General features: G+C 50.8%; 10 protein-coding genes, 1 tRNA gene and 2 pseudogenes. 1 reads left to right on the top strand and 12 read right to left on the bottom strand.

All coding sequences use genetic code 11. The features are described 5' to 3' along the window. Window positions 1-22: 22 nt before the first annotated feature. The 11 genes and pseudogenes from rnr to tsaE all read right to left on the bottom strand — a co-directional run bounded on the left by rnr (window position 23) and on the right by tsaE (window position 13,400). Entirely contained in the window at window positions 23-2,464 is a 2,442-nt protein-coding gene (gene rnr / locus AYY17_RS06710) for a ribonuclease R (RefSeq protein ID WP_067422394.1), read from the bottom strand. Between the two features lie 29 nt (window positions 2,465-2,493). Next, a pseudogene (nsrR, locus tag AYY17_RS06715) lies at window positions 2,494-2,921 on the bottom strand (nitric oxide-sensing transcriptional repressor NsrR). Window positions 2,922-3,127: 206 nt separating this feature from the next. Further along, window positions 3,128-4,426, bottom strand: coding sequence for an adenylosuccinate synthase (locus tag AYY17_RS06720; protein ID WP_067422396.1), 1,299 nt, complete (start codon window positions 4,424-4,426; stop codon window positions 3,128-3,130). 188 nt (window positions 4,427-4,614) lie between these two features. After that, a pseudogene (hflC, locus tag AYY17_RS06725) lies at window positions 4,615-5,630 on the bottom strand (protease modulator HflC). 2 nt (window positions 5,631-5,632) lie between these two features. After that, entirely contained in the window at window positions 5,633-6,886 is a 1,254-nt protein-coding gene (hflK, locus tag AYY17_RS06730; protein WP_067422398.1) for an FtsH protease activity modulator HflK, read from the bottom strand. An 87-nt stretch (window positions 6,887-6,973) separates the two neighbouring features. After that, the gene (gene hflX, locus AYY17_RS06735) at window positions 6,974-8,254 is read right to left on the bottom strand and encodes a ribosome rescue GTPase HflX (RefSeq protein ID WP_067422419.1); all 1,281 of its coding nucleotides are present in this window, start codon (window positions 8,252-8,254) and stop codon (window positions 6,974-6,976) included. Window positions 8,255-8,352: 98 nt separating this feature from the next. After that, window positions 8,353-8,661 carry an RNA chaperone Hfq gene (gene hfq / locus AYY17_RS06740; protein WP_067407016.1) on the bottom strand — a complete coding sequence of 103 codons (309 nt, stop codon included), beginning with the start codon at window positions 8,659-8,661 and terminating at the stop codon, window positions 8,353-8,355. A 107-nt stretch (window positions 8,662-8,768) separates the two neighbouring features. Beyond that, window positions 8,769-9,707 carry a tRNA (adenosine(37)-N6)-dimethylallyltransferase MiaA gene (gene miaA, locus AYY17_RS06745; protein ID WP_067422400.1) on the bottom strand — a complete coding sequence of 313 codons (939 nt, stop codon included), beginning with the start codon at window positions 9,705-9,707 and terminating at the stop codon, window positions 8,769-8,771. Beyond that, window positions 9,700-11,598 (bottom strand): DNA mismatch repair endonuclease MutL, encoded by a 1,899-nt coding sequence (gene mutL, locus AYY17_RS06750; protein WP_067422402.1) that lies wholly within the window; start codon window positions 11,596-11,598, stop codon window positions 9,700-9,702. Before mutL ends, miaA begins: the two co-directional genes overlap by 8 nt. 19 nt (window positions 11,599-11,617) lie before the next feature. Continuing rightward, window positions 11,618-12,922: an N-acetylmuramoyl-L-alanine amidase gene (locus tag AYY17_RS06755; protein WP_067422404.1), complete on the bottom strand. Its 1,305-nt coding sequence runs from the start codon at window positions 12,920-12,922 to the stop codon at window positions 11,618-11,620. A gap of 13 nt (window positions 12,923-12,935) precedes the next feature. Further along, window positions 12,936-13,400, bottom strand: coding sequence for a tRNA (adenosine(37)-N6)-threonylcarbamoyltransferase complex ATPase subunit type 1 TsaE (tsaE, locus tag AYY17_RS06760; protein ID WP_067365946.1), 465 nt, complete (start codon window positions 13,398-13,400; stop codon window positions 12,936-12,938). Between the two features lie 196 nt (window positions 13,401-13,596). Here tsaE and queG point away from each other — a divergent pair, with 196 nt between their 5' ends. Further along, entirely contained in the window at window positions 13,597-14,754 is a 1,158-nt protein-coding gene (gene queG, locus AYY17_RS06765) for a tRNA epoxyqueuosine(34) reductase QueG (RefSeq protein WP_067422406.1), read from the top strand. A 724-nt stretch (window positions 14,755-15,478) separates the two neighbouring features. Here the strand turns inward: queG and AYY17_RS06770 are convergent. After that, a tRNA-Gly gene (locus tag AYY17_RS06770) sits at window positions 15,479-15,554 on the bottom strand. Between the last annotated feature and the right edge of the window lie 45 nt (window positions 15,555-15,599).

Raw genomic sequence — 15,599 nt, forward strand, 5'->3', positions numbered from 1 at the left:
GGAAAATATGAACTAAAAGCAATTATTTAGCGGCTTTTTTCTTCGCGCGCTTTGCCTTTATATTCGCTTCAATTTTTTTAGTCCGGGGAGATTTCGGACTTTTTGGTGCTTTCGGACCGTCACCGTCTTTTTTCTTCTTGCGGAACGCACTGTCCGGTTCAAAGTTTTTATCACGGGTAACGTCATCTTTTTTCCCGCTACGGCGTTTATCACCGGTCTGGGTGGTACGCGCGCGGGTTCTCGCGGTTTTACCTTCATTACGGGCGCGTCGCGTGCTTGAAATCAATGCGAAATCAATCGTGCGTTCATCCATATGTACAGCTTCCACGCGGATTTCAACTTCATCCCCGAGGCGGTACACATTGTTTGATGATTCACCAATCAGGCGCTGGCCGACATTATCGTAGCGGTAATAGTCATTATCCAGTGTTGAGACGTGTACCAGACCATCAATAAACAGCTCATTGAGACGCACAAAGAACCCGAAACCGGTCACACTGGTAATCAGCCCTTTGAATACATTACCGACCTGATCCTGCATAAAGTCACACTTCAGCCAGTCTGCCACATCACGCGTTGCTTCATCTGCGCGGCGCTCTGTCATGGAGGTGTGTTCCCCCAGTTGCAGCATGCTTTGTGTATCGTAATGCCATGCACCTGTTTTAGATGGTTTCTCGCCCTGCTCTTTTGCCAGCAGATATTTAATCGCGCGGTGTAACGACAGATCCGGATAACGACGGATAGGTGATGTAAAGTGCGCATACGCCGGCAGCGCCAGACCAAAGTGTCCACGATTGTCCGGGTCATAAATGGCCTGCTTCATGGAGCGCAGCAGCATGGTCTGTAACAGTTCACAGTCAGGACGCTCAGCCACATCACGCATGACCTGCGCATAATCTTTCGGCTCTGGTGTCAGCCCACCCGGAAGGGTAAGTCCTAACTCATTGAATACAGTACGAAGATTACCAACACTCTCTTCTTTCGGACGGTCATGGACACGGTACAGTGCCGGTTCGTTGTTTTTCTCAACGAATCTTGCCGCTGCCACGTTCGCCATGATCATGCACTCTTCAATCAGTTTGTGCGCATCATTACGCTGCACCGGCTCGATACGATCGATCCGTTTTTCTGCATTAAAGATAAATTTGGCTTCTTCCGATTCAAATGCAATCGCGCCACGCTCGTCACGGGCTTCCGCCAGTGCTTTATACAGCTTATGCAACTCTTCGAGATGTTTTACCAGCGGCGCATAATGCTCACGCAGTTCTTCATCCCCTTCCAGAATTTTCCACACTTTGGTGTAAGTCAGGCGGGCATGGGAGCTCATCACGGCTTCAAAGAAACGGTAACCGGATAACTTACCTTTCGATGAGATAGTCATTTCACAGACCATACACAGGCGATCAACCTGCGGATTCAGTGAACAGACGCCGTTAGAAAGCACTTCCGGCAGCATCGGAACGACCTGTGACGGGAAGTATACCGAGTTACCCCGGCTGCGGGCTTCGTCATCCAGTGCAGTTTGCGGGCGTACATAGTAACTTACGTCAGCAATCGCTACCCACAGACGCCAGCCACCGCCGCGTTTGGCTTCACAGTGAACGGCATCATCAAAGTCACGGGCGTCTTCACCGTCAATCGTGACTAACGGCAATGCACGTAAATCCTCGCGCCCTTTTTTAGCCTCTTCCGGAACGTTTTCGCTGACATCAGCAACCTGACGTTCAACCTGGGCCGGCCAGGTATACGGAATATCATGTTTGCGCAGTGCAATATCCACGGCGATACTGGTGCCCATTTTTTCGCCCAGCACCTCGGTGATAACACCCAGCGCCTGTACCCGCTTAGCAGGACGGCGGGTCAGTTCCACCACCACGATATTACCCATACGGGCACCGTTGATGGACTCTTTCGGGATCAGAATATCAAAGCTCAGGCGGCTGTCATCAGGTACAACAAACCCCATGCCTTCTTCCATAAAGTAACGCCCGACTATCTGACCGGTTTTCGGCTCAGTTACGCGTACCACACGGGCTTCACGGCGCCCTTTGCGATCGGCACCCATCACCTGTGCCAGAATCACGTCGCCGTGCATACACAGCTTCATCTGATCTTGTGCGATAAACAGGTCGTCTTTCTGTCCTTCAACGCGTAAGAAACCAAAACCATCGCGGTGTCCGATAACGGTTCCTTTGATTAAATCAAGGCGTTCCGGCAGCGCGTAGCACTGACGGCGGGTAAAGACCAGCTGTCCGTCACGCTCCATTGCGCGCAAACGGCGGCGCAATGCTTCCTGTGCTTCTTCTCCGGTTAACCCCAGTTCCTGCGCGAGTTCGTCGCGGCTGACCGGTTTGGTGTGGTTGCGGATAATTTCAAGAATAAATTCACGGCTCGCGATCGGGGCTTCATATTTTTCCGCTTCGCGTTCCCGGTAAGGGTCGTTTGATTGTTTTTCCACTGACATCTTGTCCTCCGTGGTTTTTATGACCGACACTATTTGTCCGTCAGCAACAATTTATAAAGATGCTGATTGTCCTGCACCATATCAGCGAGCGTGTGTTTATCCAGTTCCTGCAAAAATTCCCGGATAGCTTTACCCAGAATCGATTTCAGCCGGCATGCGGGGTAATGTGACAAAATTCACCGCTACAGTTCACCAGGGTCAATGGCTCCAGCGCACGGACAACCTCACCGATACGTATAGTATTAGCAGGTTTTCCCAGGCGGATCCCGCCATTTTTGCCACGGATAGCCTCAACATAACCTAAATGGCTCAATTGGTTAATTATCTTGACCATATGGTTACGTGACACGCCATAGACTTCTGTCACTTCTGTGATATTCGTCATTTTGCCATCAGGAAGTGACGCCATATAGATAAGCGCACGTAAGCCATAATCTGTAAAACTGGTTAACTGCACATTTTACCCCGTAAGTTCTGTCATCCCATAGGGGGATCACACGATATGTAATGAATAATCATTATGTGTTTCTTTTGCTTATTAAGCAAAAAGTGTTACCGAAAACGCCGGATTTCCTGCAACAAACTATGTCAGAAAACCCGGCGCTCAAAAAACAAAAGGCCGGACAATAATGCCCGGCCCTGACTGATTTCGTCTGAAAAACCTTATGCGTCGAACGGGTCGCGCAGGATCATGGTTTCAGAACGATCCGGACCGGTTGAAATAATATCAACAGGAACACCCGTCAGTTCTTCAATGCGGCTGATGTAATTGAGTGCTGCCTGCGGCAGTTCTTCGCGGCTTTTCGCACCGAAAGTTTTTTCACTCCAGCCCGGCATGCTTTCGTAGATTGGCTCAATGCCTTCCCAGTTGTCTGCTGCCAGTGGTGTGGTTTCAATCACGTCACCATTCGGTAAACGGTAGCCGACACACACTTTCACTTCTTTCAGACCATCCAGAACATCCAGTTTAGTCATGCAGAACCCTGACAGGGAGTTTATCTGCACAGCACGACGGATAGCAATGATATCTAACCAACCACAACGGCGGCTGCGTCCGGTAGTTGCACCGAACTCCTGACCTTTCGTACGCAGGTATTCACCGGTTTCATCAAACAATTCAGTCGGGAACGGACCTGCACCCACACGGGTAGAATACGCTTTGATGATACCCAGGACATAATCCACATAACGCGGGCCTAAGCCTGACCCTGTCGCAACGCCACCGGCAGTGGTGTTTGATGAGGTCACGTACGGATACGTACCGTGGTCGATATCCAGCAGCGTACCCTGTGCGCCTTCAAACATGACCAGCTCACCGTTAACGGTTGCTTTGTACAACAGGTCTGACACATCAACGACCATACCGGTCAGGATATCAGCAACAGCCATGATATCATCCAGTGTTGTCTGGTAATCAACCGCAGGCTCTTTGTAGTAATTCACTAACTGGAAGTTGTGATACTCAAGGATCTCTTTGAGTTTCAGCGCAAAGGTTTCTTTATCAAACAAGTCACCCACACGCAGACCACGACGGGCTACTTTATCTTCATAAGCCGGTCCGATACCGCGGCCGGTCGTACCGATAGCTTTCGCGCCGCGTGCTTTTTCGCGGGCATTATCCAGTGCAACATGATACGGCAGGATCAGCGGACAGGCTTCAGAAATCAGTAAACGCTCACGTACCGGCACACCACGGGCTTCCAGCGCAGTCATTTCTTTTAACAGAGCATCAGGTGCAAGAACAACACCGTTAGCAATGATACTGATAACATTTTCGCGGAGAATACCTGACGGAATCAAATGAAGGACGGTTTTTTCACCGTTTATAACCAGAGTGTGACCCGCGTTGTGGCCACCTTGATAACGAACAACGTACTTAGCTCGTTCAGTAAGCAAGTCGACGATTTTGCCCTTGCCTTCGTCACCCCATTGGGTGCCCAATACGACAACGTTATTACCCATTTCGTTTTTACCTGGTTGCTTAAAAAAGGATTCTAGCATCTCATGACCGCCCTTTCAGCACTTTTTCTCACATTCTGAAATGTCTGCTGTGCAATTTACATAATAAAGCCCGCGAAAGCGGGCTTTATATATCTGTTGCGATCATCAGCATGCTGATGATTTATCCGTGCCGCCGGGCGGCGCCGGATTTACTGACCTGACACCGGACGCAATGATGTCGGCGCCTTCATATAACGGAAGAAATCCGTATCAGGCTTAACACCATAATGTCATTACCGCCGGGCTTAAAGCTCTGCTCGTAGGCACGCAGACTTCGGATAAAGGCATAGAAATCCGGATCCTGGCTGAATGCATCCGCAAACAGTTTAGCCGCTTCCGCATCACCGGCACCGCGCAATGTTAATGACTGGCGCTCTGACTCTGCCAGCATTTCAGTACGGGTTTTGTCTGCAATAGCACGAATTTTCATCGCTTCTTCCAGACCCTGTGAACGGTGACGACGCGCAACCGCTTCACGTTCTGCACGCATACGCTGGAAGATAGCTTCAGAGACTTCCGCCGGCAGGTTAATCTGCTTGATACGGACATCCACCACTTCAATACCTAACGCAGCCATACTGTTCGGATTCACCACCATCAGCTGTGCGCCTTTGGTTTCTTCCTGAACACGGGCGGCTGCATCAGCAATCGCGTTATCAGCATCAGTTGCCTGCGGATCGTTACCTGAACTACCTTCATTCAGTGCGTTTTTAACTTCTGTTGTCAACGTACCACGGGAGTCCGTCACAATCTCTTTCACACTCAGACGACCAAACTCAGAACGCAGACGGTCACTGAATTTACGTTTCAGAAGATTTTCTGCCTGATTAATATTACCGCTGTTTGTCGCAAGGTAATACAGACTGAAATCACTGATCCGCCATTTCAGGTAAGAATCGACGATCAGGTCTTTGTTTTCGTTGGTTAAGAAACGGTCAGCCTGAATATCCAGAGTCTGGATACGGGCCGGCAGCATCTTAACAGTTTCGATAAACGGCACTTTCAGGTGCAGACCGGGCTCATACACAATCGGTTTGTTATCTGAGTCACGCAGAACCTTACCAAAGCGCAGTACAATACCGCGCTCTGTCTGCTGAACAGCAAAGACAGAGGCATACAGGACGCCTAAAACCAGAATAACAATAACGGCTAAATACTTACGCATGATTATTGTCTCCCTACGCGTTCAGAGTTGCCACGAACTCCGTACGTATCGCCGTATTCAGCGGGTACATTCGGATTCTGACTGCTGTTTTGTACCGGACGTGATGCCGGTTTGGATGGTGTTCCCGCAGATGGTGCAGAGGCTGACGGCGCAGACGGCGCTGCTGCCCGCTGCTCACGCATGAGCTGATCCAGAGGCAGCACCATCATGCTGTTACTCTTATCATTAGCAATAACTTTACGGGTATTACTCAGCACACGTTCCATGGTCTCGATATAGAGACGTTCACGGGTGATATCCGGTGCCGCGCGGTATTCCGGCAGCATCTTGGCAAAACTTGCGACTTCACCGCGTGCTTTCAGTACGATACTGGCTTTATAGGCCTGTGCGCTTTCAATCATACTTTGCGCGTTACCTTTTGCCAGTGGTAAGACTTCGTTCGAATAGGCTTCAGCTTCACGGATAGATTGCTGTTCGTTTTCACGGGCGGCAATCACATCATCAAATGAGGCCTGAACTTCTGCCGGCGGACGGGCTTCCTGGAAGTTGACGTCCACAATCGCTATCCCCATTTTATAAGGGCGGATTGTTTCTTCGAGCACTTTCTGGGTTTCGTTACGGACCACGGTACGGTTCGCCGTCAGGATTTTTTCCATGGTGAACTTACCGATAACACCACGTACCGCACTGTCCATCGCCTGGCGAAGACTGTTATTCGGGTTTGTGACGCTGAAAAGATAATCTTCCGGATTCACAACCTGGAACTGTACGTTCATGTTAACGCGGACAACGTTTTCATCTGCGGTTAACATCATTCCGTTCGTTGCCAGATCCTGGACAGTCGCCACATCAACCGCAGTAACGCGATCAACAAAGGTCGGTCTCCAGTTCAGACCGGGCTGAACAACATGACTGAACTTACCAAAGCGGGTAACAACACCACGCTCTGTTTCTTTAATCGTATAAAAGCCGGTTGCGGCCCAGACGACGACAACTGCAGCAGCTGCCAGGCCCAAAAGGCGCCCACCACCGAACTGCATTGGCGGACGGCTGTTTCCGCCTGACTGCCCGTTGTTATTTCCGCCTTTACCACCACCAAGACCACCGAGTTTTCTGCTCATTTTCCGGAACAGATCGTCGAGATCAGATGCCCCACGGTTGCGGCCGCTTTTGTTACCATCGGAGTTGCCGCCTTTATTGCTGCTCCCCCAAGGGTCGCGGTCCTGTCCGTTATTGCCGGGCTGATTCCACGCCATGCCTTCGCTCCACTCTTTTATGATCGGTTTTTCAGGGCTAAGAGCGCAAAAACGCACTCTTAATTAATATATTACGCCCCCTGATAATCAGATAACGTAATCGGCTAACTGTTGTTCCTGCTTGCAGAGACGGCGCCACTCAACAATGGGCAGTCTGATTTCAAGGCAAATCCGGCCATCTTCATCAAGCCATTCACGCTCAATCGCCTGAAGCTGATAAAAACGACTGCGCAGACGACCTTCCTGTACAGGCAAACACAATTCCAGGTGTGCGATCTCACCTGAAAGGCGTTCGGTCAGCGCGCGGAACAACAACGGGATACCTGCCCCGGTCTGCGCTGAAAGCCAGACTCTGACCGGCAGATTTTCCTCATTTCTGTCGATACGCGGTTCAAAATCCTCCAGCATATCGATCTTATTCATCACCATCAGTACCGGAATTTCATTTGCATCTATTTCTTCCAGTACACTATCAACGGCTTGAATATTTTCATCAGCACGGTTATCTGCAGCATCCACAATATGAAGCAATAAGGTGGCTTCACGCGTTTCCTGCAATGTGGCTTTAAATGCAGCCACCAAATCGTGCGGCAGTTGACGGATAAACCCGACGGTATCCGCCAGCACGACCGTGCCGACATCATCAACATCAATCCGCCGCAGTGTCGGATCGAGTGTCGCAAATAACTGATCCGCGGCATAGACTTTCGCGTCAGTTATGTGATTAAACAGGCTGGATTTTCCGGCATTGGTGTAACCGACCAGTGACACAGTCGGAATATCCGCTTTGCTGCGCGCCTGACGACCTTGTCCGCGCTGACGTTCTACTTTTTCCAGACGACCGGCGATAAGTTTTATTTTATCCCGCAGCATCCGGCGGTCAGACTCGAGCTGTGTTTCGCCCGGTCCCCGCAGACCAATCCCGCCTTTCTGGCGTTCCAGGTGCGTCCAGCCACGAACCAGACGCGTGGACATGTGGCGTAACTGCGCCAGTTCCACCTGCAATTTACCTTCGTGTGTCCGTGCCCGCTGGGCGAAGATATCCAGGATAACCCCGGTTCTGCCGACCACTCTGCACTCACATAAACGCTCAAGGTTGCGTTCCTGTGCCGGACTGAGGGCATGGTTAAACAGCACCACGTCCGCCTCACTGTCTTTCACTGCACCGGCGATTTCTTCCGCTTTACCTTCACCCACAAAATATTTCGGGTGCGGAGAGCTGCGGTTGCCGGTAACAATCTGGACGGGAGTTACGCCCGCGGATGTCACAAGGGATTCAAACTCACTGAGATCATCAGTGTTTTTATCCTGTGAGAAAAATACGTGGACCAAAACGGCCCGTTCACCGCCTTCATATCTGTCAAACAACAGCATAACCTCTCAGGACAGGTGAAAAACACACAGGAAAAAACACAGGTAAAGTCTCCCTACCCATGTTTTTCCGCGAATGACGTCTGAACACTGATTTATTCAGCGCCATCAGTATCCTGTTGTGCTCCGCCATTACCGGCTGACTGATGGTAATTGCTGCTGCCACCAGTACCCGGGTTTGCGCCACCACTGTGGTGAGAAACCGGACGCGAAGGTACGACGGTAGAGATCGCGTGTTTGTAAACCATTTGGCTGACCGTGTTTTTCAAAAGAATAACAAATTGGTCGAATGATTCGATCTGACCCTGCAATTTAATGCCGTTGACCAAATAAATAGAAACCGGAACCCTTTCGCGACGTAATGCGTTCAGGAACGGATCTTGCAAAGATTGCCCCTTAGCCATTCTGTATTATCCTTATTTTGTTGTTTTTTAGATTAAACCCAAACAGGGTTCGAAAAATAACTACTCAAAAACTTTCATAACCCGTTAATTGTACACAATCAACGGCGCTATGCACGAAGAACATGCATAACGGTTTTAAGAGATTGTTCAGGCTGTTCGCTGTCGAGCCACTGAACACCCTCCCAACCCCGCAACCACGTCATCTGCCGCTTGGCAAGCTGACGGGTGGCGCAAATGCCGCGGTACGCCATGTCGTCATAATTGCATTCGCCCGCCAGATAAGACCACATCTGGCGATAGCCGACACAACGGATCGACGGCAAATCAGGATGAAGATCTCCACGCTGATACAACACGCGGACTTCGTCCTCAAAACCGGCTTCCAGCATCATCTGAAAACGCATTTCAATACGCTGATGCAATATTTTACGATCTGCCGGCGCAATGGCAAACTGATAAGCATTAAAGGGCAAATTTTCCCCTGCTGTTTGCGTCAGTTCTGTCATTGTTTTGCCGGAAATATAATACACTTCCAGCGCCCGGCTCAGGCGCTGCGGGTCATTCGGGTGGATACGTGCGCCGGCAACCGGATCAACAGCACACAGTTCATCATGCAGTACCTGCCAGCCATCCTGTGCTGCCCGCGTCTCAATCTGCGCCCGGATAACCGGGTCTGCTGACGGTAATGGTGATAATCCGTCCAGCAGGGCTTTGAAGTACAGCATGGTTCCGCCCACCAGCAACGGAATTTTTCCCTGTGCGGTTATCTCATTCATGGCGGCCAGCGCATCACGGCGAAAATCGGCCGCAGAATAGGCAACGGACGGGTCCAGAATATCAATCAGCCGGTGCGGGGCAAGCGCCAGTTCGGCGGCGGTCGGCTTTGCCGTTCCGATATCCATGCCCCGGTAGATCAATGCAGAGTCCACACTGATGATTTCCACCGGCAGGTGCTGACGTAATTCAATCGCCAGCGCCGTTTTTCCTGAGGCCGTCGGTCCCATCAAAAACAGGGCGGCAGGTTTATGATTATTCAGTTCACTCATGACAAAATGCCGAAACGACCTCAGTTAAATCAATTAATTGTAATAAATTCTTTGGCGGATTCTGTACCAGGGTCGGACAGAGCCGCTCAACCTCAGCGACTATCTGAACCGCCTGCGCTTTACTCTGTGCCACCGGTTCACTCTCAAGCTGATCTGCCAGCCAGCCGGCAACAACATCAGACGCCGTATCAGGAGCCGCAGCCAGAAAATTCAGTAACGCGGGGATAAGATGAGGTAAATTTTGCTGACGAAGCGGTAACGATACCGTACGAATCGTCGCTTTTCCACGGGAAATTGAGCCTTCTATACCGAAAGCATTCAATACCCCGGAAAATTGCGTAAATGTCTCACACTCCTGCGCGTTCAGCGTAATCTGAAGTGGTATCATCAGCGGCTGAGCCTTTAGTCCCTGCTTACCGGGAAGAAGTTGTTGGCAGCGCAGATAATATGTCGCTTTACTGAGGGAAAACAGTGCTATCCCAGCATCTGTTTCAATTAACGCATAACACGGCGGATAAAGTGTAAGCATTTTACCAAAACTTACACGCTCACTTTTTTCCGTTACCGGCTGACTTCCCGCGCTAACCCGGTTTTCTGACAAAAAATGGCTTCGCTCAGGGAACAGCTGCGGCTTTGTTTCTGCCGGAACCTGCATTAATGACTGATATACTCCGGCTTCTTTTGCGCTGTAAACAGGTTTATCGGCAGAATATGCCGGGATTGTGCCGCCGCGCTCACTGCGGGGAGCCGGGTTTTCTGCACCCGCAGGACGGGAAACTGGTGTGAGCGCTTGCTCACGTTCAAAAATATTTTTACCGGCGGCGGCCCGGTTTTCAATCACATGATGTGATTGAGCAACTGACTCTTCCTGTGCAAGTAACTGTGCAGGCTGCTCATGCTGTTTCAGCACACTGAGTACGGCCTGATAAATAAAATCATGCACCAGACGCGCCTGATGAAAACGAACCTCGTGTTTTGCCGGGTGAACATTAACATCCACCTGACGCGGGTCAATCTCCAGATACAACACATACGCCGGCTGCCGGTCGCTGCCCAGCTTATCTTCATACGCCTGGCGGATCGCATGGTTAATTAAGCGATCCCGCATCATCCGTCCGTTTACATAGCAGTACTGTAAATCCGCCGGACCGCTGTAATCCGCCGGTGATGCCACCCAGCCTCTGATATCCAGCCCGTCATGAGACCAGGCAACAGTCAGTGCCTGCTGCATAAATACCGTGCCGCAAATAGTTCCCAGGCGCCGTTCATGCTGATCGTCGGCTTTAACCGCGCGGTACTGGCGCATCAGCTTGCCGTTGTGGGTCAGATTTATCGCCACATCAAAACGCGACAACGCAATGCGGCGGACAATTTCATCAATATGACCGAACTCGGTTTTTTCTGTGCGCATAAACTTGCGCCGGGCGGGGGTGTTAAAGAAGAGATCAAGAACCTCCACTGTACTGCCGACGGGATGTGCCGCCGGTTTCAGAGTTACCGCCATATCGCGGCCTTCGGCATATGCCTGCCAGGCCTCGTTTTGATCCTGAGTCCGGGAGGTCAGCATCAGGCGGGATACCGAGCTGATACTGGCGAGCGCCTCACCGCGAAATCCCATACTCATAATGGCTTCAAGGTCATCCAGTGTGGCGATTTTACTGGTGGCATGGCGTGCCAGCGCCAGTGCCAGCTCATCTTTGGCGATTCCGCAGCCATTATCACGGATGCGGATAAGTTTCTCTCCGCCCCGTTCGATATCGATATCAATACGGGTTGCACCGGCATCCAGGCTGTTTTCCACCAGCTCTTTTACCACCGATGCCGGGCGCTCAACCACTTCGCCGGCGGCTATCTGGTTTGCCAGCTGTGGCGGTAAAATCCGGATTGCCATAATCGCTCCCGTATCTCTGTTATTTAGATGGCGCGGCCTGGAGCGGGTTCGCCGTAAAGTAGGCGCGTAATCCACCGTGGATCGCGGCAGCAACCTGCTCCTGATACGCATCCGATCCTAAAAGTTGTTCTTCGGATTCATTACTGATAAACCCGGTTTCCACCAGAATGGACGGAATATCCGGTGAGCGAAGCACGCCGAGGCTAGCATGTTCCGGCGTACCTTTATGCACTTTACCCACCTGACGGAGCTGGCGGATAACATCCTGCGCCACGGCGTAACCGACGCGCTGAGAGTTACCGAACTGCAAATCCAGTACCGCCTGGCTCAGATACGGATCCGCACCATTTGCCAGTGCATCACCTGCGCCGCCCAGCAACTCAGATTGCTTCTCGCTCTTCTCAAGCCAGCTGCCTAATTCGTTGTTTGCCCGGCGGTTAGACAGTACCCATACAGAAGAGCCCCGCGCAGTGCGGTTCGGGGCGGAGTCTGCATGGACAGAAACCAGCATATTGGCACCAAATTTACGGGCAACTTCTGAACGCCCGGCAACCGAGATAAAATAGTCGCCGTCGCGGGTCAGAACCGGTTTAAACATCGGGTCATCTTTCAGCCGTTTTTCAAGCTTGCGGGCGATACTGATAGTGACATTTTTTTCTTTCAGTCCGTTCTGACCAATCGCGCCGGGGTCTTTCCCGCCGTGCCCTGCATCAATCGCAACCACGACCTGACGGCTGTTTTTCGGCATTTTACCTGTCGGTACTACCGGAATTTTTGCCTGAACCGGTTCTGCGACTGGTGCGGAGGTAACCGGTGCGCTGTTATTCATCCGCAGCGGTTTACCGGGATTGGTCACCGGCTGCGCTGCTGCCACCGGAGCAGATGCCGGTGATGAATAACCATTTTTACCGGTCAGGGTAATTATCAGTTGAGACTGCCCGCCCTTATTCACAACGGCGTCGCGGACACTGTTTTTCTCAGCCAGTTCCAGCACAATGCGCTGATGTTGAGCATCCGGCGCCTTGCTTTCCCGGACAACCTTAATCAGCCCGTTATTAAGCTTCATCGGCAGCCCGGTAATTTTCTGTGACTGGCGGATATCAATCACCAGCCGCTCAGGGTCATGCAGCGGAAACAGTTTGTAATCCGGCTTTGCATCGAAATCGAGTGACAATGTGCCCTGTGACCCGTCATTGGTCACATTCACCGCCGTCAGTACCGCTGCCTGTCCGGCAACCGTAAACAGAAGGCTCATACAAAACAGGAGTCCCGTCAGCCATGACGCTGAGGTTAAACCCGGCTTGCGTGTCAGATATGCATTCATTCTCGGCAATTCCTTATTTCTCCGCTAACTTGTCCAGGAGTTCCTCACCATAGGGTGAGCGGGCAGCAAAACGGGCTTCCCGACCTTCTCCATCATACCGTAAGTGCAATTCCAAATCTGCATCCGGCAGAAAACCCGCCCCTTTTTGTGGCCACTCCACCAGACACACTGTATTTTTGCCGAAATAGTCGCGGATCCCCATAAATTCCAGTTCTTCCGGATCAGACAGACGATACAGATCAAAATGATAAACCGGACGCGGAGAGAGTTCATAGGGCTCGACAAGCGTGTATGTCGGGCTTTTTACATGCCCGGAATGCCCCAGTGCCTGAACAAAACCGCGGCTGAACGTGGTTTTACCGGCACCCAAATCACCGAAAAGATGCAGGACAAACCCGCGCTGACTCTGTTGCGCCAATGCGCGGCCCAGTGCAACTGTGGCAGCTTCATCTGCCAGCGTAAAAAGGCGTTCTTTCATGTTCTTCTTCGTCACAGGTTATTTTTATTGAAATAATTGAGCGTGTTTCGTAATAAACATACCACATTACGGCATTATACCTGCATAGCCGTGTGCGATAAAACGACAATAATGTACGGTTTTTGTACCCGGTAGTCTGTGATAAACTCCGTCCCATTCCCGGTAGCCCTCTGTATAGTCAGCAAGTACTCACATCATGAGCAATAGCCCCGATTTACACGCCCTCGCCGCACAGATAAAACTGTGGGGAAATGAACTTGGTTTTCAGCAGGTGGGTATCTGCGATACCGACCTGAGTGCCGAAGAGCCGAAATTGCAGGCGTGGCTGGATGCAGGGTATCAGGGAGAGATGGACTGGATGGCGCGTCACGGCATGATGCGCGCGCGCCCGCATGAATTACTGCCCGGCACACTGCGTGTCATCAGTGTGCGGATGAACTATCTGCCTGCCAAAGCGGCATTTGCCGCCACACTGCAAAATCCTGCACTGGGTTACATCAGCCGCTATGCGCTGGGGCGGGACTATCACAAGCTCCTGCGCCAGAGACTGAAACAGCTTGGTGAGCGAATTCAGGCGCATTGTGATGCGCTGGCACTCAATCATTCCCTGAGTTACCGCCCGTTTGTTGATTCCGCGCCGGTACTCGAACGACCGCTGGCAGCGAAGGCTGGTCTCGGTTGGGTTGGTAAGCACTCACTTGTTTTAAATCGTGATGCCGGCTCCTGGTTTTTTCTCGGAGAGCTTCTGATTAACCTGCCTCTGCCTGTTGAGAGGCCGGTTGAAGAGCAGTGCGGGCGCTGCGTGGCCTGTATGACCACCTGCCCGACACAGGCAATTGTGGCGCCTTATACTATTGATGCCCGCCGCTGTATCTCCTATCTGACTATCGAGTTGGAAGGCGCGATCCCTGAGGAGTTCCGCCCGCTGATGGGTAACCGGATCTACGGCTGCGACGACTGTCAGCTTATCTGCCCGTGGAACCGTTTCTCACAACTGACTGATGAAGATGATTTTTCACCGCGCAAACAACTGCATACCCCGGAGTTACTGACACTTTTCGCATGGGATGAAGCCACCTTTCTGCGTATCACGGAAGGCTCTGCGATACGGCGTATCGGGTATCTGCGCTGGCTGAGAAATATCAGTGTTGCACTCGGCAATGCGTCTTATGAAGATAATATAGTGATCGCCCTGACCGCGAAAAAAGGGCTGACAGACTGGCTGGATGAGCACATTGACTGGGCAATTGCCTGCCAGTATGTGAAAAGAGAGGAATCCGGTATTGAAATACAGACTTCACAGCAAAAACGACTTATCCGCGCCATTTCCAAAGGTTTACCCCGCGACGCCTGAGCTCTCCCCCTATAGCAGAAAAAGTTATCCACAATACTATGAGTTGTGAATAATATAAAAAAAACCTTGTCTATCAACGTGAAGAAAAAAATGCAAGAGAGCTGTCACGCAAATAGTATAAATTAAATTAATATATAAATATCAATGAATTAAATAAGTAGCATGCGGAGTTTTACCACATTAAGGAGAATAGCCGTCAAAATCCGATCTGTGGATAACTCTGTGCAGGAAAGTGTGACTGAGCGCGCAGGGTGTTAATAACGTGGCGCATCTGATTATGGATAAAAAATAACAGGCGGACAAAAATAATCTGTCAGTTTACCTTAATTATCCCCTGAAAGAGGGTATAAACCGGAAACTAACCTGAAAACCGGTCAGAAAGTCCTGTTGGCTATCTGTTTGCGTTCAAACAATCACCACTGCTGATCACCGGCCTGACCTTCATCAGAGAGGGCGCACATTCTATTTCGCCAGCCGTGGATTAGCAAGCATTTTACCTGATTTTTCCAAAAAAACCGGTTTAACCGGTTAAATAATCAGCATTATTCCGCTACGGATCATTAACGGTGATTATTCTGTGCAAACGGCGGGCACAGATGCTTATTTATACCGGCAACAATTTAACTGAAAGCAGCAGGTATAAGAAATACGAATAAAAGCGACAATGGTATTTTTACAAAAGAAAACGAGCAGAAGAGAAAAACGATATAAGAAGAAAAGAGATTGGAGCGGGAAACGAGATTCGAACTCGCGACCCCGACCTTGGCAAGGTCGTGCTCTACCAACTGAGCTATTCCCGCATCACAACGGCGTATACCTGATAATTTGGAGCGGGAAACGAGATT

This window comes from Morganella psychrotolerans (genome assembly GCF_001676055.1).
Taxonomy (GTDB): domain Bacteria; phylum Pseudomonadota; class Gammaproteobacteria; order Enterobacterales; family Enterobacteriaceae; genus Morganella; species Morganella psychrotolerans_B.

What these genes read in the sequence shown, in the direction of transcription:
- AYY17_RS06720 (WP_067422396.1), bottom strand. Translation starts at nt 4,426, where the DNA reads ATGGGTAATAACGTTGTCGTATTGGGCACCCAATGGGGTGACGAAGGC.
- hfq (WP_067407016.1), bottom strand. Translation starts at nt 8,661, where the DNA reads ATGGCTAAGGGGCAATCTTTGCAAGATCCGTTCCTGAACGCATTACGT.
- queG (WP_067422406.1), top strand. Translation starts at nt 13,597, where the DNA reads ATGAGCAATAGCCCCGATTTACACGCCCTCGCCGCACAGATAAAACTG.
- hflK (WP_067422398.1), bottom strand. Translation starts at nt 6,886, where the DNA reads ATGGCGTGGAATCAGCCCGGCAATAACGGACAGGACCGCGACCCTTGG.
- mutL (WP_067422402.1), bottom strand. Translation starts at nt 11,598, where the DNA reads ATGGCAATCCGGATTTTACCGCCACAGCTGGCAAACCAGATAGCCGCC.
- tsaE (WP_067365946.1), bottom strand. Translation starts at nt 13,400, where the DNA reads ATGAAAGAACGCCTTTTTACGCTGGCAGATGAAGCTGCCACAGTTGCA.
- AYY17_RS06755 (WP_067422404.1), bottom strand. Translation starts at nt 12,922, where the DNA reads ATGAATGCATATCTGACACGCAAGCCGGGTTTAACCTCAGCGTCATGG.
- miaA (WP_067422400.1), bottom strand. Translation starts at nt 9,707, where the DNA reads ATGAGTGAACTGAATAATCATAAACCTGCCGCCCTGTTTTTGATGGGA.
- rnr (WP_067422394.1), bottom strand. Translation starts at nt 2,464, where the DNA reads ATGTCAGTGGAAAAACAATCAAACGACCCTTACCGGGAACGCGAAGCG.